Source organism: Aminobacter niigataensis, from assembly GCF_946995915.1.
GTDB lineage: Bacteria > Pseudomonadota > Alphaproteobacteria > Rhizobiales > Rhizobiaceae > Aminobacter > Aminobacter niigataensis.
In genome coordinates this window covers 4,516,771-4,541,287 of the sequence record NZ_OX341517.1, presented here as the reverse complement: position 1 = coordinate 4,541,287, position 24,517 = coordinate 4,516,771, and the positions used below count along the sequence as shown (strand labels likewise).

General features: G+C 63.2%; 22 protein-coding genes, 1 tRNA gene and 1 pseudogene. 10 read left to right on the top strand and 14 right to left on the bottom strand.

Annotated elements, in window-relative coordinates:
* Positions 1-6 precede the first annotated feature (6 nt).
* The 3 genes from edd to zwf all read right to left on the bottom strand — a co-directional run bounded on the left by edd (position 7) and on the right by zwf (position 4,134).
* On the bottom strand, positions 7-1,830 hold the full coding sequence (gene edd / locus O1Y97_RS22155) for a phosphogluconate dehydratase (RefSeq protein WP_318762383.1): 1,824 nt from the start codon (positions 1,828-1,830) through the stop codon (positions 7-9).
* Between the two features lie 127 nt (positions 1,831-1,957).
* Positions 1,958-2,659: a 6-phosphogluconolactonase gene (gene pgl / locus O1Y97_RS22150; protein ID WP_318764260.1), complete on the bottom strand. Its 702-nt coding sequence runs from the start codon at positions 2,657-2,659 to the stop codon at positions 1,958-1,960.
* 5 nt (positions 2,660-2,664) lie between these two features.
* Entirely contained in the window at positions 2,665-4,134 is a 1,470-nt protein-coding gene (gene zwf, locus O1Y97_RS22145; protein ID WP_108609156.1) for a glucose-6-phosphate dehydrogenase, read from the bottom strand.
* 259 nt (positions 4,135-4,393) lie between these two features.
* Here zwf and O1Y97_RS22140 point away from each other — a divergent pair, with 259 nt between their 5' ends.
* Together O1Y97_RS22140 and O1Y97_RS22135 are read left to right on the top strand one after the other, a co-directional pair.
* On the top strand, positions 4,394-5,140 hold the full coding sequence (locus tag O1Y97_RS22140) for an SDR family oxidoreductase (protein WP_183264582.1): 747 nt from the start codon (positions 4,394-4,396) through the stop codon (positions 5,138-5,140).
* 108 nt (positions 5,141-5,248) lie between these two features.
* Positions 5,249-6,373: a beta-ketoacyl-ACP synthase III gene (locus tag O1Y97_RS22135; RefSeq protein ID WP_318762382.1), complete on the top strand. Its 1,125-nt coding sequence runs from the start codon at positions 5,249-5,251 to the stop codon at positions 6,371-6,373.
* Here the strand turns inward: O1Y97_RS22135 and O1Y97_RS22130 are convergent.
* The 3 genes from O1Y97_RS22130 to O1Y97_RS22120 all read right to left on the bottom strand — a co-directional run bounded on the left by O1Y97_RS22130 (position 6,370) and on the right by O1Y97_RS22120 (position 10,140).
* Positions 6,370-7,071: an RNA polymerase sigma factor gene (locus O1Y97_RS22130; RefSeq protein ID WP_318762381.1), complete on the bottom strand. Its 702-nt coding sequence runs from the start codon at positions 7,069-7,071 to the stop codon at positions 6,370-6,372. The two genes, O1Y97_RS22135 and O1Y97_RS22130, sit on opposite strands and share 4 nt — an antisense overlap.
* Before the next feature lie 225 nt (positions 7,072-7,296).
* Positions 7,297-8,583, bottom strand: coding sequence for an NAD(P)/FAD-dependent oxidoreductase (locus O1Y97_RS22125; protein WP_318762380.1), 1,287 nt, complete (start codon positions 8,581-8,583; stop codon positions 7,297-7,299).
* Between the two features lie 123 nt (positions 8,584-8,706).
* Positions 8,707-10,140 (bottom strand): glutamine synthetase family protein, encoded by a 1,434-nt coding sequence (locus O1Y97_RS22120; protein WP_108609150.1) that lies wholly within the window; start codon positions 10,138-10,140, stop codon positions 8,707-8,709.
* Between the two features lie 149 nt (positions 10,141-10,289).
* Between O1Y97_RS22120 and O1Y97_RS22115 the strand changes: the two genes are divergently transcribed.
* A complete protein-coding gene (locus tag O1Y97_RS22115; RefSeq protein ID WP_318764259.1) occupies positions 10,290-10,991 on the top strand; it encodes an HAD family hydrolase in 702 nt (233 codons plus the stop codon).
* A 3-nt stretch (positions 10,992-10,994) separates the two neighbouring features.
* Here O1Y97_RS22115 and O1Y97_RS22110 read toward each other — a convergent pair whose 3' ends face one another.
* The 3 genes from O1Y97_RS22110 to aceA form a co-directional block, all read right to left on the bottom strand.
* Positions 10,995-11,435: an ANTAR domain-containing protein gene (locus tag O1Y97_RS22110; protein WP_108609149.1), complete on the bottom strand. Its 441-nt coding sequence runs from the start codon at positions 11,433-11,435 to the stop codon at positions 10,995-10,997.
* A 237-nt stretch (positions 11,436-11,672) separates the two neighbouring features.
* Complete coding sequence (locus tag O1Y97_RS22105; RefSeq protein ID WP_018426579.1) at positions 11,673-11,915, bottom strand: SMc00767 family acetate metabolism repressor; 243 nt, start codon at positions 11,913-11,915, stop codon at positions 11,673-11,675.
* Between the two features lie 94 nt (positions 11,916-12,009).
* Positions 12,010-13,299, bottom strand: coding sequence for an isocitrate lyase (gene aceA, locus O1Y97_RS22100; RefSeq protein WP_018426580.1), 1,290 nt, complete (start codon positions 13,297-13,299; stop codon positions 12,010-12,012).
* Between the two features lie 246 nt (positions 13,300-13,545).
* Between aceA and O1Y97_RS22095 the strand changes: the two genes are divergently transcribed.
* Entirely contained in the window at positions 13,546-14,988 is a 1,443-nt protein-coding gene (locus O1Y97_RS22095; RefSeq protein ID WP_318762379.1) for a helix-turn-helix domain-containing protein, read from the top strand.
* Between the two features lie 3 nt (positions 14,989-14,991).
* Here O1Y97_RS22095 and O1Y97_RS22090 read toward each other — a convergent pair whose 3' ends face one another.
* The gene (locus tag O1Y97_RS22090) at positions 14,992-16,221 is read right to left on the bottom strand and encodes an MFS transporter (protein ID WP_318762378.1); all 1,230 of its coding nucleotides are present in this window, start codon (positions 16,219-16,221) and stop codon (positions 14,992-14,994) included.
* Positions 16,218-16,766 (bottom strand): NADPH-dependent FMN reductase, encoded by a 549-nt coding sequence (locus O1Y97_RS22085; RefSeq protein ID WP_108609146.1) that lies wholly within the window; start codon positions 16,764-16,766, stop codon positions 16,218-16,220. The genes O1Y97_RS22090 and O1Y97_RS22085 overlap by 4 nt, the downstream gene beginning before the upstream one ends.
* Positions 16,767-17,002: 236 nt before the next feature.
* Here O1Y97_RS22085 and O1Y97_RS22080 point away from each other — a divergent pair, with 236 nt between their 5' ends.
* From O1Y97_RS22080 to O1Y97_RS22060, 5 genes and pseudogenes are all read left to right on the top strand, one after another.
* On the top strand, positions 17,003-17,953 hold the full coding sequence (locus O1Y97_RS22080) for a DMT family transporter (protein WP_318762377.1): 951 nt from the start codon (positions 17,003-17,005) through the stop codon (positions 17,951-17,953).
* A gap of 241 nt (positions 17,954-18,194) precedes the next feature.
* Positions 18,195-19,295, top strand: coding sequence for a polyamine ABC transporter substrate-binding protein (locus tag O1Y97_RS22075; protein WP_183264576.1), 1,101 nt, complete (start codon positions 18,195-18,197; stop codon positions 19,293-19,295).
* 66 nt (positions 19,296-19,361) lie between these two features.
* Entirely contained in the window at positions 19,362-20,501 is a 1,140-nt protein-coding gene (locus tag O1Y97_RS22070; RefSeq protein ID WP_183264575.1) for an ABC transporter ATP-binding protein, read from the top strand.
* 8 nt (positions 20,502-20,509) lie between these two features.
* Positions 20,510-21,422, top strand: a pseudogene (locus tag O1Y97_RS22065) (ABC transporter permease subunit).
* A gap of 1 nt (position 21,423) precedes the next feature.
* The gene (locus O1Y97_RS22060; RefSeq protein ID WP_183264573.1) at positions 21,424-22,242 is read left to right on the top strand and encodes an ABC transporter permease; all 819 of its coding nucleotides are present in this window, start codon (positions 21,424-21,426) and stop codon (positions 22,240-22,242) included.
* 35 nt (positions 22,243-22,277) lie between these two features.
* Here the strand turns inward: O1Y97_RS22060 and O1Y97_RS22055 are convergent, their stop codons facing one another.
* Positions 22,278-22,652, bottom strand: coding sequence for a hypothetical protein (locus O1Y97_RS22055; RefSeq protein WP_318762376.1), 375 nt, complete (start codon positions 22,650-22,652; stop codon positions 22,278-22,280).
* 342 nt (positions 22,653-22,994) lie between these two features.
* On the opposite strand from O1Y97_RS22055, the gene O1Y97_RS22050 reads away from it, so the two are divergent.
* Positions 22,995-23,306 carry a hypothetical protein gene (locus tag O1Y97_RS22050; protein ID WP_183264571.1) on the top strand — a complete coding sequence of 104 codons (312 nt, stop codon included), beginning with the start codon at positions 22,995-22,997 and terminating at the stop codon, positions 23,304-23,306.
* A gap of 235 nt (positions 23,307-23,541) precedes the next feature.
* Here O1Y97_RS22050 and O1Y97_RS22045 read toward each other — a convergent pair.
* Positions 23,542-23,618 (bottom strand) — tRNA-His (locus O1Y97_RS22045).
* Between the two features lie 259 nt (positions 23,619-23,877).
* Positions 23,878-24,336, bottom strand: a complete 459-nt coding sequence (locus O1Y97_RS22040; protein WP_318762375.1) for a phasin — start codon at positions 24,334-24,336, stop codon at positions 23,878-23,880.
* Positions 24,337-24,517 lie beyond the last annotated feature (181 nt).

Sequence of the window (24,517 nt, the reverse complement as noted above, 5' to 3'; positions counted from 1 at the left end):
GAAGTCTCACGCCGTCCCGAATGCGCTCGCGCCATGGTCGGCGCGGCCGGCCATCTGGCGGAAGCCGGCGAACAGCTCGCGGCCCATACCGTGCTCGTTGCCGGAGAGGTCGCAGACCGGGGCCGGGCGCAGCGCAAGATCCCCGGCCGGCACCAGCACTTCGAGCGTGCCAACCTCGGCGTCGAGCCTGACGATGTCGCCATCATGGACGCGACCGATCGGACCGCCTTCCAGCGCTTCCGGCGTGACGTGGATCGCCGCCGGCACCTTGCCCGAGGCGCCCGACATGCGGCCGTCGGTGACGAGCGCCACCTTGTGTCCGCGGTCCTGCAGGATGCCCAGCACGGTGGTCAGCTTGTGCAGTTCCGGCATGCCGTTGGCCTTAGGGCCCTGGAAGCGGATGACGGCGACGAAATCGCGGTCGAGCAGTCCGGCCTTGAAGGCGTCGTTGAGGCCCTGCTGGCTGTCGAACACCAGCGCCGGCGCTTCGATGATGCGACGCTCGGGCTTCACGGCCGACGTCTTGATGATGGCATGGCCGAGATTGCCGCCGAGCACCTTGAGGCCGCCGCTCGGCTGGAACGCCTTGGATGCCGGTGCCAGCACCTTTTCGTCGCCGCTTTGCTTGGGGGCGGCTTCGCGCACGACGGAGCCGTCAGCACCGAGCTTGGCTTCGACCGCATATGGCCGCAGTCCTTCGCCCCAGACGGTCTGGACGTCTTCGTGCAGCAGTCCCGCGTCGAGCAGTTCGCGGATCAGGAAGCCCATGCCGCCTGCCGCCTGGAAATGGTTCACGTCGGAAAGCCCGTTCGGATAGACGCGAGCGAGCAGCGGCACGGCATCCGACAGGTCGGAAATATCCTGCCAGGTCAGGCGGATGCCGGCGGCCGCCGCCATGGCGATCAGGTGGATGGTGTGGTTGGTCGAGCCTCCGGTGGCATGCAGGCCGACGACGCCGTTGACCACCGAGCGCTCGTCGATCATGCGACCAGCGGGGATGTATTCGTTGCCGAGCGCGGTGATCGCCAGCGCGCGCTTGGCGGCCTCGCGCGTCAGCGCATCGCGCAGCGGCGTGCCCGGATTGACGAAGGAGGCGCCCGGCGTGTGTAGGCCCATGATCTCCATCAGCATCTGGTTGGAGTTGGCCGTGCCGTAGAAGGTGCAGGTGCCCGGGCCGTGGTAGGACTTCGATTCCGCTTCGAGCAGTTCTGGGCGACCGACCTTGCCCTCGGCGTAGAGCTGGCGGATCTTGGCCTTCTCGTCATTGGGCAGGCCCGAGGTCATCGGTCCGGCGGGCACGAAGATCGCCGGCAGATGGCCGAAGGTCAGTGCTGCGATCACCAGACCCGGCACGATCTTGTCGCAGACGCCGAGGTAGACGGCCGCATCGAACATGTTGTGGCTGAGGCCGATGGCCGCCGACATGGCGATCACGTCGCGCGAGAACAGCGACAGCTCCATGCCGGGCTGGCCTTGCGTGACGCCGTCGCACATCGCCGGCACGCCGCCTGCCACCTGGGCGATGCCGCCTGCCTCGCGCGCCGCCTCCTTGATCAGCTGCGGATAGGTCTCGAACGGCTGATGTGCCGACAGCATGTCGTTGTAGGAGGTGATGATGCCGATGTTGGCGACCTTGTCGCCGCCCAGCGCCACCTTTTCCGAAGGACTGCACACGGCGAAGCCATGGGCGAGGTTGCCGCAGGAGAGCACGCCTCGGTTGGCGGTCTTGCCGGCGGCGTCATCGACGCGGCCGAGGTAAATCTCGCGGCTGACCCGCGAGCGCTCGCGGATGCGTTCGGTGATGGCTTGGATGTCGTTCCTGGCGGTCATGACCTCAGTCCTTTCAACTCGGGGCCCGAACCGGGAGGAGCTTCGGGCCTGCGGCATGGCCTAGAGCGGCATGCCTTGTTCAACGCGTCACGTCGCCATTTCGGGCGCCGGTGCCACGAGCGCCGTCTCAGGGCGCCCAGTAGATCTCGGCGGCGCGGGGCGCCCGGTCGAGCACGGTGCGGATCGGCAAGGCCGGTTCCGAAGCCAGTGCGGCCTCGATGACGCTGCGCTTTTCCGCGCCTTCGATATGGACGACGACAAGCCCGGCAGCGACCAATGCGGGCAGCGTCAGCGTCAGCCGGAGTTCGCCGGCGCTGTCGGCATGAACCGGCATGACGATGCGCGCGGAAGCCGTATCGAGCAGGGCGTCGAGCCCGTCCGCATCCGGGAAGAACGAAGCCGTGTGGCCGTCGCCGCCCATGCCCAAAATCGTCGCATCGAGCGGCCAGGGCAGGGCGCGGATTTCCGCATCCGCAAGATCAGCGCCCGTTTCGACCGTTGATGCCTCATGGAAGAGCGGTGCAAAGCGTGCGGCTGAAGCCTCGTTTTGAAGCAGGTTCGCCTTGGCCAGTGCCGCATTCGAACGCGGCGAACTCTCAGGCACGAAGCGCTCGTCGACGAGCGTCACGATAACCTTGCTCCAGTCGAGCGCTTCCTTCGATAGTGCGGCAAAGAAGCGGCCAGGTGTCGAGCCGCCCGAAACGGCCAGGAACGCTTCTCCGCGGCGGGCGATCGCAGCCCGCAACGTATCTGCAACCTTGGTGGCCAGGGCAGAAGCCAGCTCTTCGCGCGTCGCAAACTCGTTCCAGTGAGGCGCAATGCCGTTCATGGCGCTCAATTGCTCTCGTGCCAGGTGCGGCCGTCGCGTTCGATCAGGGCGATCGATGCGGAGGGCCCCCAGGTGCCGGCGGTGTAGCCCTGGGCTTCCTGGCGGCTGCCTTCCCAGGCATGCTGGATCGGGTCGATCCACTTCCACGCCGCCTCGACCTCGTCGCGGCGCATGAACAGCGTCTGGTTGCCGCGCACCACGTCCATGATCAGGCGTTCATAGGCATCAGGCGCGCGCCCGTCGAACGACTGGGCAAAGCTCATGTCGAGCGGGATCTGGCGCAGGCGCATGCCGCCCGGACCCGGATCCTTGATCATGATGAACTGCTTGACGCCTTCGTCCGGCTGCAGGCGGATGACCAACTGGTTGTTGAAGATCGGCCCGGCACTTTCGCCGAAGATCGAATGCGGGATCGGCTTGAATTCGATGACGATTTCGGAGACGCGCGACGCCAGCCGCTTGCCGGTGCGCAGGTAGAACGGCACGCCGGCCCAGCGCCAGTTGGCGATCTCGGCCTTGATCGCGACAAAGGTCTCCGTGGTGCTGTCGGCGCCGAGTTCCTCGATGTAGCCCTTCACCGGACCGCCGGCGGAAGCGCCGGCGCGGTACTGGCCGCGCACCGTTTGCTTGGGCGCCTCATTGCCGTTGACCCGCTTCAGCGCGTTGAGAACCTTCAACTTTTCGTCGCGAACCGCATTCGCGTCCATCGAGGCGGGCGCTTCCATGGCGACGAGGCAAAGCAGCTGCAGTATGTGGTTCTGCACCATGTCGCGCAGCGCGCCTGCCTTGTCGTAGTAGGTGACGCGGTCTTCCAGGCCGACGGTCTCGGCCACCGTGATCTGCACATGGTCGATATGGGCGGAGTTCCACAGTGGCTCGTAGAGCGCGTTGGCAAAGCGCAGCGCCATCAGGTTCTGCACCGTCTCCTTGCCGAGATAGTGGTCGATGCGGAAGATCTGGTGCTCGCCGAAATCGTCGCCGATGATGTCGTTCAGCGCCTTGGCTGACTCCAGATCGCGGCCGATCGGCTTCTCGACGACGATGCGCGAGTCGGCCGTAACCAGCTTGTGCGCCTTGAGGTGGTCGGAAATGTCGCCGAACAGGCTCGGTGCCACGGCGAGGTAGAAGACGCGGATGCGCTTGCTATCGCCCACCGACTTCTTCAACTCGGCAAAGCCGTCGCCGGACTTGGCGTCGACGGTGACGTAGCTGAGCCGGTCGAGGAAGGTCTTGAGCTCGGCCTCTTCGATGTATTCCGGCTTCACGTGGTCGGAGATCGCCTTCTTGGCGAAGGCGCGGAATTCCTTGTCGTCCATCTTGGTGCGCGACGCCCCGATGATCCGCGTCGGCTCGGAAAACTGGTGGTCGCGCTGGCGGTGATAGAGCGCCGGCAGCAGCTTGCGCTCCGACAAATCGCCGGTGCCCCCGAAAATGATGAAGTCGAAAGGATCGACGGGGATGATCTGGCTTGTCATGTTCTATCCGTTTCCAGGACGGCCGTGATGTCGCCGACCGATATATGCTAATCGATTTAAAAACGCCAGTGCCTCGGTGTCACAGTTTCGTTTTCGATGCTGCGATCATGTCCACCGAGCATAGGGCTTCAGCGCTCCCGTTTCCAAGAATAAGCCTCTGGCGCCGGTGCAGTGGGCGCACTACCTCGCGCCCAGCATTGCGATGAACTGTGACGACCGCTAGACCGGACATGCAGAAAATCTACGGGGCGGCAGGACGATGCGACTCAAGGACAAGGTAGCGATCATAACAGGTGCGGCAGCCGGCTTCGGCGAGGGCATGGCGAGGCGTTTTGCCGAGGAAGGCGCGAAAGTGGTCGTCGCCGACCTGAATGCCAGGGAAGCCGAGCGGGTCGCGGCCGAAATCGGCAATGATGCGATTGCAGTCACCACCGACGTGTCGCAACGCTCCGAATTCGACGAACTGGTCTATGCCACCAAAAGCGCCTTCGGTCGCATCGACATCATGGTCAACAATGCCGGCTACACCCATCGCAACGGCGACCTCGTCGATGTCGAGGAAGACGTCTTCGACCTCATCACCGCCGTCAACATGAAGGCGATCTATCATTCCGCCCGCGCCATCGTGCCCATCATGGAGCGCCAGGGCGGCGGCGCGATCCTCAACACGGCCTCGACGGCAGGGCTCAGGCCGCGCCCGGGGCTGACCTGGTACAATGCGTCGAAGGGCTGGGCGATCACCGCCACCAAGTCGATGGCGGTCGAACTGGCGCCCAGGAACATCCGCGTCAATTGCCTCTGCCCGGTTGCCGGCGAAACCGGAATGCTGGAAAAATTCATGGGCAAGGACACACCGGAGATTCGCGAAAAGTTCAAAGCTTCGATCCCGCTCGGCCGCTTCTCGACGCCGCTCGACATCGCCAACGCCGCGCTGTTCCTCGTTTCCGACGAGGCATCGCTGATTACCGGCGTGGCGATGGAAGTCGACGGCGGGCGCTGCATTTGAGCGTTTCTGCCGCGAGGTAACCGCATCTCGGCCTGAAATGGGGCCCGCAACGCTTGACCGGCGGCGTCGGAACCCTATTCCAATGGTTGAAAACCAGCAGGAAACGCCATGCACAGGGTTGCGATTAGCGGTACCGGCATCTTCACGCCAGAGGAAGTCATCACCAACGCCGAGTTGGTGGCCTCCTACAACGAATATGCCCACCGCCAGAACAGGCTCCATGCCGACGCCATCGAGGCCGGCGAGCGTGAGCCGATGGCGATGTCGTCGGAAGAGTTCATCGTCAAGGCATCCGGCATCGAGCGCCGCCACGTCGTCTCGAAGTTCGGCATCCTCGATCCCGGCATCATGCATCCGGTGCTGCCCGAGCGCGAAGAGGACGAACTGTCGCTGATGGCCGAGATTTCGGTCAAGGCGGCCGACAAGGCGATGAAGAAGGCCGGGCTCACCGCTGCCGATATAGACGCCGTCATCTGCGCTGCTTCCAATCACGAGCGTGCTTATCCGGCGATTGCCATCGAGGTGCAGCAGGCGCTCGGCATCAAGGGCTTTGCCTTCGACATGAACGTCGCCTGTTCCTCGGCGACCTTCGGCATCCAGCTTGCCGCCGACATGATCCGCACCGGCTCGGCCCGCGCCATCCTGATGGTCAATCCGGAGATCACCTCCGGCCACCAGGAATGGCGCGACCGCGACTGCCATTTCATCTTCGGCGATGTCTGCACCGCAGTCGTGCTCCAGCGCGCCGACGATGTGAAGACGGACAACGCCTATGAGGTGCTGGCCACCCGCTGCCTGACCGAGTTTTCCAACAACATCCGCAACAACAACGGTTTCCTGCGCCGCACACGCGAAGGCCACATGGCCGACCGCCGCGACATGCAGTTCCATCAGGAGGGCCGCAAGGTTTTCAAGCAGGTGGTGCCGATGGTGGCCGAACTGATGCTGGGCCACCTCGCCGACCAGGGTATCGATCCTCAAAACCTGTCGCGGCTGTGGCTGCACCAGGCCAACAAGGGAATGAACGACCTGATCGGCTCGAAGGTGCTGGGCCGCGAGCCGAGCCGTGAGGAGCAGCCCAATGTGCTGCAGGACTACGCCAACACCTCCTCGGCCGGCTCGATCATCGCGTTTTCGAAGTTCTCCGACGACCTGCCGTCGGGCAGCCTCGGCGTGATCTGCTCGTTCGGTGCCGGCTATTCTGCCGGCAGCGTCATCGTCAGGAAGATCTAGGCTTCTCCGCGAAGCCGCTCGACCACCCGGTCGGCCATGCGTTCGCAGCGCCAGCCATTGAACGGGAACAATTCGGCAAAGCCCGTCGAGAGCCTTCTTTCGATGGCTGTCCGCATCAGACGGCGCGCCCGAAACAGGCGCGTCTTGACGGTTTCGGGCTTGATCGAAAGCTGGGCCGCCGTCTCGTCGATGCTCATTTCCTCGACATCGCGCAGGATGAAGACGAGGCGGAAGATCTCAGGCAATTCGTCGATTGCCTGTTCGAGCAGTTCGCGCGCTTGCCCGCGAGCCAGTTCGGCGTCGGCGCCAGGCGGGGTCAGCGATGTCGGAAACATGATTACCTGGCCTCCGTTGGCTGCGGCAGCGACATCCAGTTCCTCCAACTCGGCGACAGGCCGTCGCTTGCGGATGCGGGTGAGCGCTTCGTTGAGCGCGATCCGCGTGAGCCATGTCGAAAACAGTGCGTCGCCCTTGAAGCTGTCGAGCCTGGTGAAGGCCTTGACGTAGGTTTCTTGCACCACGTCCTCGGCCTCCGCGTCGTCGCGGGTGACGGTTCGGGCGACGCGGAAGAGCCGCTGGTTGTTGCGCTTGATGAGCGCGCGGATGGCATTTTCGCCGCCTTGGCGCGCGAGTGCCACCAGTTCCTCGTCGCGGTGTCCGTCGAGATCGACCTGTTGCCGCAAGATTGCCAGGTGCATGTTGTCGCCTCCATTTTTCGGTCCGGCGCTGCCATCGTTGCAACTTGTGCAGGCGGCACGCAGACGACGATCCGCCCCAACATGCTGGCGTTTGCATGCGGCACCTGACAATACCCTGTTGGTAGCCCCTGCGCCATGCAGCGGCTTCCGAACCATTGGATGCGGCCTGTCGGAAAAGGTTCCCGGGCAAGGGCGCTCCTGGCGCGGGATGTGCGTTTTGCCGGGCTAGATCCTGTCCCGCAGCGCGAACCAGTTGAGCGCCAGAAACAGCAGCGGCGCGCGAAAGCGCCGGCCGCCGGGGAAGGGCGGTATCTTCAGGTCCTCGACCAGCTTGAGCCGGTCGCGGTTGCCGGCGACGGTCTCGGCGTAAAGCTTGCCGAAGAAGTTGGACAGCATCACGCCGTGGCCGGAATAGCCGCCGACGGAGATAACGTTGGGCATCACCTCGCGCACAAAGGGCTTGCGCGGCACAGTGATGCCGACATAGCCGCCCCAGCCATGGGTGATCTCGACATCCTTCAGCTCAGGATAGATCTCGGCGATCTGCTTGCGGATGTGGATGTGGATGTCCTTGGGGTCGTTGACGGCGTAGATCTCTCGCCCGCCGAACAGCAGCCTGCCATCCCTGGACTTGCGGAAATAGCGCACCACGAAACGTGAATCGTCGACAGACTCGCTGCCGGGGATCACCTTTGAGTCCGCGCCTAGCGGTACGGTCGCGCCGATGAACGAGCCGATCGGCATGATATGCGAGGCGCTGATCGGCTCCAGCTTGCCGCCATAGGCGTTGACCGCGATCAGGCATTTCTGCGCCGTGATGGTGCCGCGCTCTGTCGTCACTAGCACCTTGCCGCCTTGCGAGGTGATGCCGGTCGATTGCGTCTTCTCGAACAGCTGTGCGCCGGCTGCCGCCGCGACCCTTGCGGTGCCGATCACCAGCTTGAGCGGGTGGATGTGGCCGGTGCCGGTGTCGCGCGTGCCGCCGAAGTAATGCGTCGAACCCAGCCGCTCCGCCGTTTCCCGCGCGTCCATGAAGGTGATGTGCGGATAGTTGAAGCGGTTCGCCATGATCTCGGCATGGGCCTTGTAGTCGTCGACGTAGCGCGGTTTGTGCGCCACCGACATCTGCCCGGGCATGTAGTCGATGTCGATGTCGTTGGTGGCTGAGAACTCCAGCAGATGCGCCTTGGCGTCTTCCGCGAGGTCGAACAGCGCCTTGGCGCGGGTGAAGCCGTATTCGCCCTCCATCTCCTCCGCCCAGGCACGCTGGCCGGTGCCGAGCTGGCCACCATTGCGCCCCGATGCGCCGTCGCCGAAGCGATGCGCCTCGATCAGCACGACATTGGTGCCTGCCTTGGCAAGATGCGCCGCTGCCGAAAGCCCGGTGAAACCGCCGCCGATGATGACGACGTCTGTCTGCCTGTCGCCGTCGAGCACAGGGTACTCGGGCCGCGGGCCGGCGGTGTCTTCGTACCAGGAAAGGCCGGGCGAGATGGGGGAGAGGTAGGGCATGGTGCGGAGGGGACTCCGGGCGGGGGAAGCGAATAGCGAATAGCGAATAGCGAGTAGCGAGTAGTGAGTAGCGGGGCGGAAAAATCTCGTTCGCTACTCGCTATTCCCTACTCGCTCCCTCACTCACACGTTCAGCAACAAATACTCCCGCTCCCACGGACTGATCACTTCCATGAAGGTCTCGAACTCGGCCCGCTTGATCGCCGCATAGGTGGTGGCGAACGACCGTCCCAGGAGCGAGGTCAGTTCCTCGTCGGCCTCGAACAGGTCGACAGCTTCGAGCAGGCCGCGCGGCAGGTCGATCTCGTCCTCGTTGGCGGTGGTCAGCACCGGCGCTTCGGACGGCAGCTTGTTGGTCAGTCCGATCAGCCCGCAGGCCAGCGATGCGGCGAGCGCCAGGTAGGGGTTGGCGTCCGAAGACGGGATGCGGTTTTCGACGCGCCGCCCGCCCGGATCGGAACGCGGTACGCGGAAGGCGGTGGTACGGTTGTCGTAGCCCCATTTGTTGTTGACCGGGGCGGAAGCCGCCTGCGTCAGCCGGCGGTACGAGTTGACGTATGGCGCAAACATCACCAGCGCATTGGGCACATGCTTCTGCATGCCGCCGATGAAGTGGAAGAAATCCTCGGTCTCCGAGCCGTCCTCGGCGGAAAAGATGTTCTTCCCGGTCTTCTTGTCGATGATCGACTGGTGGATATGCATCGCCGAACCCGGCTGGCCCTGGATCGGCTTGGCCATGAAGGTGGCGTAGGTATCGTGCTTCAACGCAGCTTCGCGGATCGTGCGCTTGAACAGGAATACCTGGTCGGCAAGTTCGATCGGGTCGCCGTGACGCAGGTTGATCTCGAGCTGGCCCGCACCTTCCTCGTGGATCAGCGTGTCGATCTCCAGGCCCTGGGCCTCGGAGAAATGGTAGATGTCGTCGATCAGTTCGTCGAACTCGTTGACGCCGGCGATGGAGTAGCCCGCGCCGCCGCCGATGGGGCGGCCGGAGCGGCCGACGGGCGGGGTCAGCGGATAGTCCGGGTCGGGGTTCTTGCGAACCAGGTAGAACTCGATCTCGGGTGCGACGACTGGCTTCAGCCCGCGCTTTTCATAGGCGGCGAGCACGCGCTTGAGCACGTTGCGCGGCGTGAACTCGACGTGGCGCCCGTCCTGGTGGACGAGGTCGCAGATCACCTGAGCGGTAGGGTCGTCCTCCCACGGAACCACACTCAGCGTCGACAGATCGGGCACCAGCTTCAGGTCGCCGTCATCTTCGGGATATTCGAAGCCGTTGCCGTCTTCGGGATAACCGCCGGAAATGGTCATCATGAACACTGCGGAAGGCAGCGCCAGCGAGGTGTTGGAGGTGAACTTGCTCGACGGCATCATCTTGCCGCGGGCGACCCCTGCCTGGTCGGGCGTGATGCACTCTATGTCCTCGATGCCGCGCCATTCCAGCCATTCGGAGGCTTCTTTCCAGTTGCGTACACCGCGCGTGTTCTTGACGAAAGCAGGCGTGCGGGCGCGAGCCCTCCGAGCGGTCGGACGGACTTCCTTCTTTGCAGGCGGCATCAATCACCAGGTTGTGGTTGCAGGTTACCGAGTATAGCCGGGCCTGATGACGGAAGAAAAGGGGGGCAAATCAGCGATTCTAGCGAGTTGTGAGGTCCGGAATGCTGGTTTTCGGGCGATTCTTGACCTAGATGATCGCCATGACCTCCATTTCGACCCGCCTTTCCACCATCGGATTCGATGCCGACGACACGCTGTGGCAGAACGAACAGTTCTTCCGCATGACCGAGCGGCATTTCGCCGAACTTCTGGCCGATCATGGCGAGCAGGAACAGCTCATGTCGCGGTTGCTCGAAGCCGAGAAGCGCAATCTCGGCACCTATGGTTTCGGCATCAAGGGTTTCACGCTGTCGATGATCGAGACGGCGATCGAGGTGACCGCGGGCCGCGTGCCGGCTTCGGTGATCGAAAAGATCCTTGCCGCCGGCCGCGAGATGCTGAGCCACCCGATCGAGACGCTGCCGCATGTCCAAGACACGCTTGAAGCGCTCGCCGGTAGCTACCGCCTGGTGCTGATCACCAAGGGCGACCTGTTCGACCAGGAGCGCAAGCTGGCGCAGTCGGGCCTTGGCGATTTCTTCGACGCCGTCGAGATCGTCAGCGACAAGTCGCGGCCGACCTACGAGCGCATCTTCGCCCGCCACGGCGATGGTCCCGACAGGGCGATGATGGTCGGCAATTCGTTGAAATCGGACGTTGTGCCGGCCATCGAGGCCGGCAGCTGGGGCGTCTACATTCCCCACGACCTGACCTGGGCCTACGAGCATGTCGACGAGCCGACCGCCGCGGAGCGCTTCCGCAAGCTGCCGCATCTCGGTGAGCTGTCGGAGCTTCTGAAAGGTCTCGGCTAGGCCTCAGCCGCGGCCGACGAGCTTTTCGACGACGGGCTGGAGCCGCTCCGGCGTGATCGGCTTGGCGACCACGATGTCGACGGCGCTGGGCAGCGACAGGCTCTCAGGCGTGCCTGCCCGGTTGGAAAGCAGGATCACCGAAGGCAGCTTGTTGCCCGACGCGAGCCTCAGCGACATGATCGATGGCATCAGCGCATCGCAATCCTTGTTGTCGCTTCCACCGTCCAGGATGATCGTGCCCGGCGCCATCCTGCGCAGCACCGACAGGGCGCTGTCGGGCTCCTCGGAGATCGTCTTGAGGCCCGAGCGTTCGACGATCTTGGCGACCACGACGCGATTGATCGGCGAGCGACTGACGACCAGCACCTTCGACAGGTCGGCAATCTGGTGATCGCGCGCATTCGTACCCGGGGCGTGGCCCGGATTCAGGTCATTTCGCTTCATTGGCTTGGCCGACAGCTGGGGGGCGATTGTTCAATGCGAGGTTGCGTTCGGTCCCATACGTTTCGCGTCATGTATGAGAAGTGTCAAGTAATACACTCAAAATGAGGTGTAACTTTAGTCGTAAGTTTCAGCATTCCCGCATGTTCGCCACAGACCAGCTTACAGTACCTTAAAAAAAGCAAGTCCCGCCCACGGCATGGCCGCGGACGGGACCCGGGGGGCAAGGGGGACGTGAGTTTAGCCGTGCGGCTGCTGGGTGACGATGACCGGGATCAGCAGGTCGCCCCAGTTTCCGTTGCCGCCATGGTGGCGGGCCGAGCGGACCAATTCCACCGACACGCCGGCCTCGACTGCCTTCATGACCGACTGGTTGAGCCGGTGCAGGTCGTTGGCGACGATACGGATCACGGCCTGCTGGTCGGCGCTCATCGTGGTCGCCTGTTCTTCGGCTCGTTCCTTGACACGGGTACGCGGTGCCATCGTGGTTCTCCTCGGTGTTGCCTTTGCCCTGTTGGGCGTTGCCTCTGGCAGGTGCCCGGAGGCAATGCCTCCGGGGCTTTTTCTGTCGCCAGGCCTATTCGGCGGCCGGACGGAACTGTTCGTGTTCGGTCGACTCGTGCATCGCGGTCGTCGACGACTTGCCGCCGGTGATAGCCATCGACACGGCGTCGAAGTAGCCGGTGCCGACCTCGCGCTGGTGCTTGGTCGCGGTGTAGCCGTTCACTTCGGCTGCGAATTCCGCTTCCTGCAGCTCCGAATAGGCCGCCATCTGGCGGTCCTTGTAGCCGCGGGCCAGTTCGAACATGCCGAAGTTGAGCTGGTGGAAGCCAGCCAGCGTGATGAACTGGAACTTGTAGCCCATCGCACCCAGCTCGCGCTGGAACTTGGCGATCGTCGCGTCGTCGAGGTTCTTCTTCCAGTTGAACGATGGCGAGCAGTTGTAGGCCAGCTTCTTGCCCGGATGCGCCTTGTGCACGGCTTCGGCGAACTTTTTCGCCTGGGCGAGGTCCGGCTTGCCGGTTTCCATCCAGATCAGGTCGCAGAACGGAGCGTAGGCGATGGCACGGGCGATGCAGGGCTCGATGCCGTTCTTCACCTGGTAGAAGCCTTCCACGGTGCGGCCGGCATCCTTGTCGACGAAGGGCTGGTCGCGCTCGTCGATATCGGAGGTCAGCAGCTTGGCAGCTTCGGCGTCGGTGCGGGCGACGATCAGCGTCGACGTGCCCATCACGTCGGCGGCGAGACGAGCCGCATTGAGGTTGCGGATGTGCGCAGCGGTCGGGATCAGCACCTTGCCGCCGAGATGGCCGCACTTCTTTTCCGAAGCGAGCTGGTCTTCGAAGTGCACGCCGGCAGCGCCCGCCTCGATGAAGGCCTTCATGATCTCGAATGCGTTGAGCGGGCCGCCGAAGCCGGCTTCCGCGTCTGCCACGATCGGGGCGAACCAGGTGTCGACCGACAGGCCCTTGCCTTCCGAGGTCTCGATCTGGTCGGCGCGCTGCAGCGTGCGGTTGATGCGCTTGACCAGCTCAGGCGCGGCATTGGCCGGGTAGAGCGACTGGTCGGGATACATCGCCGAAGCGGTGTTGGCGTCGGCAGCGACCTGCCAGCCCGAGAGGTAGATCGCCTTCAGGCCGGCGCGGACCTGCTGCATCGCCTGATTGCCCGACATGGCGCCGAGTGCGTTGACGAAGTCTTCCTCATGGATGAGCTTCCACAGGCGGTTGGCGCCCATTTCGGCCAGGGTCTGCTTGATCTGGACGGAGCCGCGCAGCCGCTTCACGTCCTCCGGCGAGTAGGGGCGCTCGATGCCGTCGAAACGGCCTTCCGGGGCTGAAGGGACGAGGTTGTAAAAATCGGTCATTGTCGACTCCGTCTGGTCACTTGGTTCTAGGGGGCGGCCACCGCGTCTTGGGTTTGTTGCGGCGATTTCTATGTGACTTGTTTGACATTGCAGCGCGGAAGCGGCCAGAAAATTCAACAATTTGCAGTCGACTTTAGGGAAAACCTGTATTGTGTTTGACAGATGGCGGCTGTAAAATTGTAAAAAATGTAAAAGGATGGGTAGGGCGAAACCCCTACTTTCGTTGTAAAAATGGTGTAAAAGCCGATGGCCGAGCAGAAAATCTTCGCCGGGCCGCGCATCAGGCGCATCCGCAACCAGAAGGGCCTGACCCAGACGGCGATGGCCGAGGGGCTCGGCATTTCGCCGTCCTATCTCAACCTCATCGAGCGCAACCAGCGTCCGCTGACCGTCCAGCTCATCCTCAAGCTCGCTTCCGTCTACAAGGTCGATCCGGATGAGCTGCAGGGCGAAGCACGCGGCTCGATCGCCGTCCTGCGCGAGGTCTTTGCCGATCCGCTTCTGGCGGGCGAGTTGCCGGGTGACCAGGAGCTTGTCGAGATCGCCGAAGCCGCGCCCAATGCCGCGGCGGCGGTGATCAAGCTGTTCCGCGCCTATCGCGAGCAGGCCGAGCGTCTTTCCGACCTGACCGAGCTTTTGGCACGCGAGGGGCACACCACCGCCCTGTCGGGCGCGCGCCTGCCGATCGACGAGGTCCACGAGGTCTTCGAGCGTCGCCCCAACCATTTCGTCTCGCTGGAAGAGGAGGCCGAGGCCTTCACCTCGCTGCTCGATCCCGGCGACGATCTGCTCGGCGCATTGAAGGCCTGGCTCCGGCGCGAGCATGGCATCGTCGTCAAGGTGTTGCCGGTCGCCACCATGCCCAACTGGCGCCGCCGTTACGACCGCCATTCGCAGCGTCTTTTCCTGTCGGAGCGGCTGTCACCGTTCGACCAGCTGCGTGAAGTCGCGATGGAAGCGAGCCTGATCCGCATGCAGGTGGCGGTTGCCGCCGAGCTTCAGGCGCTGAAACTCACCTCGGACGAGGCACGGCGGCTTGCCCGTTTCGAACTCGGCCGATACGCAGCACACGCGCTGATGATGCCTTATCAGGCGTTCCACGCAGCCGCCCAGCGCGCCCGCTACGATGTCGATGTGCTGCGTTCGCGTTTCGGCGTGTCGTTCGAGCAGGCGGCCAATCGGCTGACCATGCTGCAGCGGCAGGGCACTTCGTCGGTGCCGTTCTTCATGCTCGAGGTCGACAATGCCGGCAACCGCTTCCGCAAGGCCGGCGCGCAAGGGTTCCCGCAAAGCCGCTTCGGAGGCGGGTGCCCCAAACTGCCGGTCCATGCCGCCTTTACCCAGCCCGGCCAGATCTTCGTCGAAGCCGTCGAGATGCCTGATGGTGCCGAGTTCCTCTGCGTCGCCCGCACGCTGGAAGGGCCGCAGGGTGCTTTCAGCGAACGGCCGCGCCGTACTGCGATCCTGCTGGGTTGCGACATCGCCTTTCGCGACGAGATCGTCTATGGCGCGGCCCTGCCCGCCCAGGCCGTCGGCGCCAAGCCGGGTGTCGTGGCGGCGACGCCGATCGGGCCCGCTTGCCGGCTTTGCGAACGTTCCGGATGCCTATCGCGCGCCGAGCCGCCGATCACGAGGCCGCTCGGCCTCGACGAGATGGTGACCGGCCTGTCGGCCTTCGATTTCCAATAGACTTCAGGCGACAGAAGCCGGAACGCGCCGCGCATATGTGAATGCTATTGCCCCAGCGAGCATGGCAATAACGCCGACACCTGCGCCCACGTAGACGTAGGTGTTGGCAAATCCGAATGCCGCAATCATTGGCTGGCTGACGAAGGGCGAGATGAAATGGCCGGCAAAGACGCTTGCCGTCATGCCGCCGGCAATACGCCCGCGCATGTCGGGAGATGCCGCTGCCATGGCGGCGGCGGCGATGTTGGGCATCATCATGCCGAGCCCCAGGCCAACCACGCCTGCCGCTGCCAGCACCGGCGCGAGCGTTTCCGCCAACCCGAGGAGTACATAGCCGATGGCGGTCAGGCCGAAGGCGAGACCGAACACGCCGGTCGTTCCGAGCCTTGCTCGCAACCGGTCATAGGAAAGGGCGACAACTGCCCCCACCATGTTGCCCACGCCGATCGCCAGCCCGGCCACGGCAGGCGAACCAATTCCCATGGCGTTGAGGTGGAACGGCAGTTGCGTCGGCAGCAGGTAGAAGGCGACGCTGTTGATCACCGCCGCGGCATAGACTGCCATGACGGCCAGCCACACGGTGCCGCTGCCGCTTGGTGCGGACGCTGCGTGGGTGGAGGGTTGTGCGCGAACCGGCTCGTTGATGAAGGCCATCACTGCCGGGATCAACAGCAGCGACAGCCCGTAGACGGCAAACGGCGCGCGCCAGTGCATTTCGGCGAGCATGCCGCCACCGGTCAGGAAGATCAGGCCGCCAACGCCGACGAATGCCGACTGATAGCCCATGAAGCGGTCGCGTGCAGGTCCGCTGAAGTAGTCGCCGACAAGCGCGGTTGCGGTGGTCATGACGCCGGCCACCGCCACGCCGAGCAACGCCCTGCCGATCAGCAACCCCACCAGAGAATTGCCGAAGATGCCCGACATGCCGCTCAGGCCATAGAGCAGTGCGGCTGCGATCAGCAGCGGCCGACGGCCAAAGCGGTCGGCCAGCCCGCCGGCGAAAGGCGCGCAGATCACGATGAACAGCGCTGGCAGGGTGAGCACCAGCCTGGTCAGGATCGCGACATTGGCGCTGCCGGCGAAATGGGCTTCGATCGCCGGCAACGACGGTGCAATGGTCGCGCCCGACATGATGGTCAGTGAACTGATCAGCAGCAGCGTCGTATTGCGCGCGGCATGGCGCTCGGGGGCAGGCGTCGCATTCGCGACCTGGACTTGCTGGGCGATGTTCATGCTGCCACCTCGAAATAGGGCGCGTTGGCGCGGGCTTCGCGCAGGTTGACTGCCCACCACCGCAGGCGCGCCAGCAAGACGGCCAGCGCCCGGTGTGGTTCCCCCGGTTCGATCAGCGCGCCGCTGGCATCGAACTTCTTCGAAGCGAAGGCAAAGCTCACCGTGTCGCGAATCGCCACGACGTGAAGTTCGGCAAAGACCAGCCGTAGCTGCTCGATCGCGCGCAGGCCACCGGAGATGCCGCCATAGGATACGAAGGCAAGCGGCTTAGCCTGCCATTGGCGGTTGTGCGCGTCGATCAGCGCTTTCAGGTCGGCGGTGTAGCCGTGATTGTATTCGGGCGTCACGATGATGAACGCATCCGCCTCGTCGAGGCGGCGCGCGATGTCGTGGCGGTCGTGGCTGAGGTCTCGCGGATCGACCAGCTCGAGCGCGAACTGATCATGCCCGCGGATCTGGGAGGCGACCCAATTGACCACGACGTCGCAGAAACGGCCCTGGCGGGCGCTGCCATAGATCACAGCGAGCTTGGTTTTCGGCGGCATTTCGGCGTGGCTCCAATTCAATTCGGGCGTCGGAGCCGTGTCTTTAGAACCTCAAGGTAAGTTGAGGTCAAGCGCATAAGTGACAGGATCTGAAAGTTCTTGAGTGCACATATGCGGCTTATGCAAGTGCCCTAACGGGATAGGGGCACTGGACCTCGCCAACGCGCGGCTGCTCGGCTATCGGAGGCAAGGCGTGTGCGGTCCAACCACGCCAGGGGGAGGCGACGGACGCACGCATGGGCGAACAGGCATCGACATCGCAGTTGGGCTCGACCGGCAGCACGGGCGAGCAGCGCATTGGTGTGGTGCTGGTCTTCCTGTCGGCGCTGATGTGGAGCCTGGGCGGCGCCATTGCCCGCTTCATCGAGGCTCCCGACAGCTGGACAATCGTGTTCTGGCGCTCGTTCTGGGCGGCCGCTTTCCTGCTGGCCTTCATGGCCTGGCGCGACGGCATGCGCGGCACGCTGCGCTTGTTCCGTGAGATGGGGGTCCCGGGCTTGCTCGTGGCGATCTGTTTTGCCACCGCCTCGACCTCGTTTGTCGTGGCGCTTGCCTACACCACCGTCGCCAACATCCTGCTCATGCAGGCCGGTGTGCCTCTGCTGGCGGCGCTGTTTGCCTGGGTCCTGTTTCGCGAACGCGTTGCCACGGCGACATGGGTGGCGATCTTCGTGGTCATCCTTGGCGTCGCCATCATGGTCTCCGAATCGCTCGACGGCGCCGTGTCGCCCATTGGCGACGGCCTCGCTCTGCTGATCGCCGTGGCGTTCTCCATCGCCACCGTCATCACCCGTCGATTCGCCCATGTCCGGATGACGCCGGCCACATGCCTGGGCACCTTGATCGCCGCGACCTTTGCCGCTTCACAAGCGTCGATGTTTGTGGTGACGCCGCACGACATGGGTTTCCTGTTCGCCTTCGGCGCGCTCAATCTTGGCCTCGGCCTTGCCTGCTTTGCCACCGGCGCGCGGCTCATTCCGGCGGCCATTGCCGCGCTGATCGGAACTTTCGAGACGTTGCTCGGCCCGATCTGGGTCTGGCTCGTCCACGCTGAGGTGCCGTCGACGCGCACCATTGTCGGCGGAGCCGTCATCTTCTCGGCCTTGCTGGTGCATCTGGCCTTGGAATTCAAGCGCCAGGCACGGCCCCAAAGGCCGGGTATCACGGGCGTTCCCATGCCTGATTGAGCGATGTCTTGTTTACCATTGACAATGCTACCGTCCGGCGGGCAGGCTGACCTCCGAGGGTAACAACAACACAGGCGTATCTTGCCAGGTTCCACTGCCGGGGCTTCGGTGTCCGCAGCTGTAAATCGCCATCACGTTTGCGCCGAACTGCGAGCCGGCGGGAGCGCGCTACCTTCATCACTCGATTTTTGTAAGGGATCAGGATGTGCCGGGACGGGCGCGTCCGGAAAAGGAGACTGCCATGAACCGTAGAGCGCTTTGGCTGACCGCCGCGTCAGCCCTTATCGCTGTTTTTGCGACCACTGCCAGCGCCCAGGAGCGGGTCGTCAACGTCTACAACTGGTCGGACTACATCGATTCTTCCATCATCGAAGACTTCACCAAGGAGACCGGCATCAAGGTCGTCTATGACGTCTACGATTCCAACGAGATACTTGAAACCAAGCTGCTTGCCGGCGGCAGCGGCTACGACGTGGTCGTCCCCACGGCCAGCCCCTTCCTGGCGCGCCAGATCCAGGCCGGCGTCTATCAGAAGCTCGACAAATCCAAGCTGCCCAACCTGGCGAATGTATGGGACGTCGTGAGTTCGCGTACCGCCGCCTACGATCCGGGCAACGAATACTCGGTCAACTACATGTGGGGCACGGTCGGCATCGGCTACAACCAGAAGAAGATCAAGGAGGCCCTCGGCATCGACAAGATCGACAGCTGGGATGTCGTCTTCAAGCCGGAACAGTTGGCCAAGCTTGCCGACTGCGGCGTCTATCTGCTGGATTCGCCGACCGACATCTTCCCGACGACGCTGAATTATCTCGGCCTCAAGCCCCAGTCGACCGAGCTGGGCGACCTGTCCAAGGCGGAAGAGACACTGCTCCAGGTCCGTCCGTCGATCCGCAAGTTCCATTCGTCAGAGTACATCAACGCGCTCGCCAACGGCGACATCTGCCTGGCGGTTGGCTGGTCGGGCGACGTCTTCCAGGCACGTGACCGAGCCGCCGAAGCGGACCAGGGTGTTGTCGTCGACTACGTCATCCCGAAGGAAGGCGCGGAGATGTGGTTTGACCAGATGGCGATTCCGGCCGATGCCCAGCACGTCGCCGAGGCGCACGAGTTCATCAACTACATGATGAAGCCGGAAGTGGCGGCCAAGGCCTCCAACTACATCTTCTATGCCAACGGCAACAAGGCGTCTCAGCAGTTCATCGACAAGGAGATTTCAGGCGATCCGGCGATCTATCCGGATGAGGCAACGCTCGCCAAGCTCTTTACCGTGCCGCCTTATGATCCCAAGACCCAGCGCGCCGTCACCCGCAGCTGGACCAAGATCGTCACGGGACAATAGCCAGGCCACCCGATCCCGGCGCCATGGGCGCCGGGATTTCGCATCAGGGGCAGGTGGGAGAGGGAAATGAAATCGCTCGGCAATATCCGCAGGGAGTTTGCGCCCTGGAACAAGCCAGACGCCAAGCCCTACATTCAATTCAAGAACGTCACCAAGCGTTTCGGTGACTTCACCGCCGTCAACAACCTGTCGTTGTCGATCTACGAGCGCGAATTCTTCGCGCTTCTCGGCGCTTCGGGCTGCGGCAAGTCGACCTTGTTGCGCATGCTGGCCGGTTTCGAGGAGCCGACCTCCGGCCAAATTCTCCTCGACGGCCAGGACCTGCGCGGCATCCCGCCCTACCGGCGGCCGGTCAACATGATGTTCCAGTCCTATGCCCTGTTCCCGCACATGACGGTCGAGCAGAACATCGGCTTCGGCCTCAAGCAGGACGGCATGGCCAGGGCTGATATCGACACGCGTGTCGCCGAGATGCTCAAGCTGGTCAAGCTCAGCCAGTTCGCCAAGCGCAAGCCGCACCAGCTTTCGGGCGGCCAGCGCCAGCGCGTCGCGCTCGCCCGCGCAGTCGCCAAGCAGCCCAAGGTGCTGCTGCTCGACGAGCCGCTTGGCGCGCTCGACAAGAAGCTGCGCGAGGAAACCCAGTTCGAACTGATGGACCTGCAGCAGACGCTCGGCCTGACCTTCGTCGTCGTCACCCACGACCAGGAAGAAGCCATGACCATGGCCGACCGCATCGCCATCCTCGACAAGGGCGAGGTGATGCAGGTGGCGACGCCGGCCGAGGTCTATGAGGCACCGGGCTCGCGCTTCGTCGCCGACTTCGTCGGCAACATCAACATGTTCGAAGGCAAGGTCGCCGACCGTGACGGCGCGGGCGCCACCATCGCCAGCGCCAATGGCGTCACCATACGCACCGCCAATGCCGGCGATGCGGCGGCCGGCAGTGAGGTCGCCTTCGCCATCCGGCCCGAGAAGATCAAGGTCTCGTCGAAAAAGCCGGAAAGCGGCGACAATGTCATGGAAGGCGAGATCTACGACATCGCCTATCTTGGCGACATGACCATCTTCCACGTCCAGCTCGGCAATGGCCAGGTGGTCAAGGCAAGCTCGCTCAATGCGACGCGCGCCACCGAGGACCCGCTGAGCTGGGATGACAAGGCATGGATCTCCTTCCGCAACGACGCCGGCGTCGTTCTGACGCGATAGGTGGAGAGATGAAAAGCCCCCTCTCGGCCATCACCAACCGCCTGGTCATCCTCGTTCCGTATCTCTGGCTGCTGTTTTTCTTCCTCATTCCGTTCGTCATCGTCTTCAAGATATCGCTTTCGACGACGGGCCATTGCCATGCCGCCCTATACGCCCGTCCTTGGCCTTGCCGACGGCTTTTCCGGCCTGATGTCGCAGATCGGCGAATTCAGCTTCGACAACTACCTTTGGCTGACCCAGGACGCGCTCTATTTCAACGCCTACGTATCGAGCGTGGTCATCGCCGGCATCTCGACATTCCTGGCGCTGCTGGTCGGCTATCCCATTGCCTACGGCATGGCGCGCGCGCCGGCGACGATCAGGCCGACGCTGCTGATGCTGGTGATCCTGCCGTTCTGGACCAGCTTCCTGATCCGCGTCTACGCCTGGATTGGCATCCTCAAGCCCGAGGGGCTGCTCAACCAACTGCTGCTCGGCACCGGTATCATCGACCAGCCGCTGGTGATCCTGAACACCCATACGGCGATCTTCATCGGCATTGTCTATTCCTACCTGCCGTTCATGATCCTGCCGCTCTATTCGGCGCTTGAGAAGATGGATTATTCGCTGATCGAGGCGGCGCAGGACCTTGGTTGCCCGCCGATCGCCGCCTTCTGGAAAATCACGTTTCCGCTGTCGCTGCCCGGCGTCATCGCCGGCTGCCTGCTGGTCTTCATCCCGGCCGTCGGCGAGTTCGTCATCCCCGACCTGCTCGGCGGTTCGCAGACGCTGATGATCGGCAAGACGCTGTGGAACGAGTTCTTCGCCAATCGCGACTGGCCGGTCTCCTCTGCGGTGGCCGTCATCCTGCTGCTCTTGCTGGTCGTCCCGATCATGTTCTTCCAGCAGGCGCAGGCCCGCGCCCAGGAAGAGGGGCGCTGAGATGAACGCGAGCTGGAGCCGCTTCAACATCACGTCGATCGTGCTGGGCTTTGCCTTCCTCTATTTGCCCATTGTGCTTCTGGTTATCTTCTCCTTCAACGAATCCAAGCTCGTCACCGTCTGGGGCGGCTTCTCGACCAAGTGGTACGTTTCGCTGTTCCACAATCAGGGCCTGATGGATGCCGCCTGGGTGACCATCCGCGTCGGCCTGGTGTCGGCGACATTGGCCACCGTGCTCGGCACGCTCGCCGCCCTGGCACTCACCCGCTACACGCGTTTCCGCGGCAGGGTCTTGTTTTCGGGCATGGTGTTCGCCCCGCTGGTCATGCCCGAGGTCATCACCGGCCTGTCGTTGCTTCTGCTGTTCGTTGCCGTCGGGCTCGACCGCGGCTTCTTCACGCTGACGCTCGCCCACATCACCTTCTCGATGTGTTTCGTGGCGGTGGTGGTGCAGTCGCGGCTGGTCACCTTCGATCGCTCGCTCGAGGAAGCGGCGATGGATCTCGGCGCGCCGCCGGTCAAGACCTTCTTCCAGATCACGCTGCCGGTCATCCTACCGGCGATCGTCTCCGGCTGGATGCTCGCCTTCACGCTGTCGATCGACGACCTGGTGATTTCGAGCTTCACCTCCGGTCCGGGTGCAACGACCTTGCCGATGAAGATCTACAGCCAGGTCCGGCTTGGCGTGACGCCCGAAATCAACGCCGCCTGCACCATCCTGATCGGCATCGTCGCCGTCGGCGTCATCGCCGCCTCGCTGGTCAACAAGCGGCGCGAGGTTCAGCGCCTGCGCGACGAACAGGCGGCGCAGCGGGGCTAGGCTGCGGCATTCACGATCTGGCGATTTGTCGCCGCTCACGGATTGGGAGCGGCGACCGCCCTTGGCTTCGCAACCATCTGCACCTGGCCGCTGACCGTCACGGACATTTCGCGGTCGTTTCGGTTGCTCATGTTGACGTTGCTGCTGACGCCGGTGATTTCGCAGCTCTCGGCAAACGCGTCGACGACGAGCTCGCAACTGTTCTTGATCATCCGGTAGACGGATTCCATTGCCGCCTTCTGCTGCGCTTCGATGTCTTGCGATTTGTCGAATGGCATGGAAATGGTGATGTTTGAAGACAGGGAGATGTATCCGTCAGGCGCGCGACCGCCTCTCAGTGGCATCGTTTGCGACCAGGCAGCTGTATTTGCAGTTAGAATGATGATGGCGGCGAGGTAACGTCTTGTCATTGCTCTCTCCTGAAAGTCGCCATGAAATCACATGACGCCAGAAGGAGAGATGAAAGCTTTATGGCAGATTTTATGTATTGCAGATCCATGTTGTAGTTACAGATCTCGATGCGAAGCCATGTTTTGGCGGATAAGCGCGTAAGGTTCAGCGCCTGCGCGACGAACAAGCCGCGCAGCGGGTGACAGCCATCGCTACATCGGCAACCGCGGAGATCGCTCGTCCGCAAGTATAGGCTGATCTTGGAGTGGCGCAAAAAGGCTAACCTTTCCAAGGATGTGCCGCTGGATAAGCCAATGTCACCATGATAGCGTCATGGCGATCAACTTTGAGGAGTAGGGGTAATGACGCGTTTTCTCGCTACAGCTGCAGTTTTGTCTTTCGTCGCATTGGCCGCTACGGCCTGTAACACCCCGCAGGAACGCGCTGTCGGCGGCGGTGCCGTCGGCGCGGTGGGCGGCGCCCTGGTCGGCCAGGCCATCGGCGGCAATACGGGCTCGACCGTTGCTGGCGCCGTCATTGGCGGCCTCGCCGGCGCAATGATCGGCGCGGGCACCGCACCTGGCGAATGCCGTTACCACCAGTACGACAACCGCGGTCGGCCGATGTATGACCGCAATGGCAGGCCGGTGACCTACCTGGCCCCCTGCCAGTAACAATCGCCGGGACGACACCTTCGTCCCTAGAGACCGCAGAACGGCGCGCTTCAAGCGAGGCGCGCCGTTTTGCATTGTGCGCTGCTGCCGACTGCCGAGCCGCGAATCGCGGAACGGTGTGCTCAGTCCGAATCGCCATGTTGGTGGCAAGCATTGCGATAGGGATATGACGACGCACAACGCCATCAGGAAAACCAGGCCTTGCCGTGCATATCAGTCTGTCGGGGGAAGGTGTTGGTACGGTTGGGTGGGCTCGAACCACCGACCTCCGGATCCACAATCCGGCGCTCTAACCAACTGAGCTACAACCGCGTGCCTTGCTCTGGCGCAGCGTCCTTACGGACAATTCCAACACATTTCAAGAGCTTTGCGAACCATCCACTGCGGCGATTTGTGCCCACAGCGCGAAGTCGCTGAATTCAGCGGGATATCGCCCCGGAAAAAAGAAAAAGGCCGGCGGGAGGAGGTGCCGGCCTTTTCCTTTATGTGACCAGCGGGAGGAGGTGCTGGCCGCTTCGCCCGGCAGGCAGAGGGAGGAGGAACCGCCCGCCGGGTATCGTGTCGGACGCTGTTAAGCGGCCTTGAGGTCTTTCAGCGCCTTTTCGAAAGCGGTCTTGACCGGCTTCGAAACGTCTTCGGCGGCCTTCGAGGCAACGGCCTGGAAGTCCTTGGCCTGCTCGACGGTCTGCTCGACGCGGCTGCGCAGATAAGAGGTCTGCAGTTCGACGATTTCCGACAGCGACTTGGCGCCGGCGAGAGCTTCGAGATGCGAGAAACTGGCTTCGGCATTGGTGCGGAGTGCGGCAATCGCCTTGAGCGACAGCTCGTTGGTCACGCTGCGGGCGGTCTCATAGCTGGTCTCGATCGTCTTCTGCGCCTCTTCGGCGCCGGTCTTGAGCTTGGTGTAGGCTTCCTTGGACTGCTCGACGCCCTTTTCTGCGAAGACGCGGAATTGGTCGGTGGCCTTGGAAACGTCGAAGCTCGGCATTTCGATGGTGTCTGCGAATTCTGCGGTTTTGGTCTTGGACATTGTCTCACCCTGTGACTGGACGGGGTGTTGTCACCCGTCTCGTTTATTCGCATATCTCATATAGGGCATTTTATGGTGCAATGCAATATCTATGTTGCAGTGCACCATTTCTGGCTTCTGCGGGGTTAACCACGTGGCGAGAATAATCTCGCTCTATGACACCTGTTTGCTAGACCTTGGC

Excerpts from the sequence above, each read along its gene's own strand:
- edd (WP_318762383.1), bottom strand. The coding sequence starts at position 1,830 with ATGACCGCCAGGAACGACATCCAAGCCATCACCGAACGCATCCGCGAG.
- pgl (WP_318764260.1), bottom strand. The coding sequence starts at position 2,659 with ATGAACGGCATTGCGCCTCACTGGAACGAGTTTGCGACGCGCGAAGAG.
- zwf (WP_108609156.1), bottom strand. The coding sequence starts at position 4,134 with ATGACAAGCCAGATCATCCCCGTCGATCCTTTCGACTTCATCATTTTC.
- O1Y97_RS22140 (WP_183264582.1), top strand. The coding sequence starts at position 4,394 with ATGCGACTCAAGGACAAGGTAGCGATCATAACAGGTGCGGCAGCCGGC.
- O1Y97_RS22135 (WP_318762382.1), top strand. The coding sequence starts at position 5,249 with ATGCACAGGGTTGCGATTAGCGGTACCGGCATCTTCACGCCAGAGGAA.
- O1Y97_RS22130 (WP_318762381.1), bottom strand. The coding sequence starts at position 7,071 with ATGCACCTGGCAATCTTGCGGCAACAGGTCGATCTCGACGGACACCGC.
- O1Y97_RS22125 (WP_318762380.1), bottom strand. The coding sequence starts at position 8,583 with ATGCCCTACCTCTCCCCCATCTCGCCCGGCCTTTCCTGGTACGAAGAC.
- O1Y97_RS22120 (WP_108609150.1), bottom strand. The coding sequence starts at position 10,140 with ATGCCGCCTGCAAAGAAGGAAGTCCGTCCGACCGCTCGGAGGGCTCGC.
- O1Y97_RS22110 (WP_108609149.1), bottom strand. The coding sequence starts at position 11,435 with ATGAAGCGAAATGACCTGAATCCGGGCCACGCCCCGGGTACGAATGCG.
- O1Y97_RS22105 (WP_018426579.1), bottom strand. The coding sequence starts at position 11,915 with ATGGCACCGCGTACCCGTGTCAAGGAACGAGCCGAAGAACAGGCGACC.
- aceA (WP_018426580.1), bottom strand. The coding sequence starts at position 13,299 with ATGACCGATTTTTACAACCTCGTCCCTTCAGCCCCGGAAGGCCGTTTC.
- O1Y97_RS22095 (WP_318762379.1), top strand. The coding sequence starts at position 13,546 with ATGGCCGAGCAGAAAATCTTCGCCGGGCCGCGCATCAGGCGCATCCGC.
- O1Y97_RS22090 (WP_318762378.1), bottom strand. The coding sequence starts at position 16,221 with ATGAACATCGCCCAGCAAGTCCAGGTCGCGAATGCGACGCCTGCCCCC.
- O1Y97_RS22085 (WP_108609146.1), bottom strand. The coding sequence starts at position 16,766 with ATGCCGCCGAAAACCAAGCTCGCTGTGATCTATGGCAGCGCCCGCCAG.
- O1Y97_RS22080 (WP_318762377.1), top strand. The coding sequence starts at position 17,003 with ATGGGCGAACAGGCATCGACATCGCAGTTGGGCTCGACCGGCAGCACG.
- O1Y97_RS22075 (WP_183264576.1), top strand. The coding sequence starts at position 18,195 with ATGAACCGTAGAGCGCTTTGGCTGACCGCCGCGTCAGCCCTTATCGCT.
- O1Y97_RS22070 (WP_183264575.1), top strand. The coding sequence starts at position 19,362 with ATGAAATCGCTCGGCAATATCCGCAGGGAGTTTGCGCCCTGGAACAAG.
- O1Y97_RS22060 (WP_183264573.1), top strand. The coding sequence starts at position 21,424 with ATGAACGCGAGCTGGAGCCGCTTCAACATCACGTCGATCGTGCTGGGC.
- O1Y97_RS22055 (WP_318762376.1), bottom strand. The coding sequence starts at position 22,652 with ATGACAAGACGTTACCTCGCCGCCATCATCATTCTAACTGCAAATACA.
- O1Y97_RS22050 (WP_183264571.1), top strand. The coding sequence starts at position 22,995 with ATGACGCGTTTTCTCGCTACAGCTGCAGTTTTGTCTTTCGTCGCATTG.
- O1Y97_RS22040 (WP_318762375.1), bottom strand. The coding sequence starts at position 24,336 with ATGTCCAAGACCAAAACCGCAGAATTCGCAGACACCATCGAAATGCCG.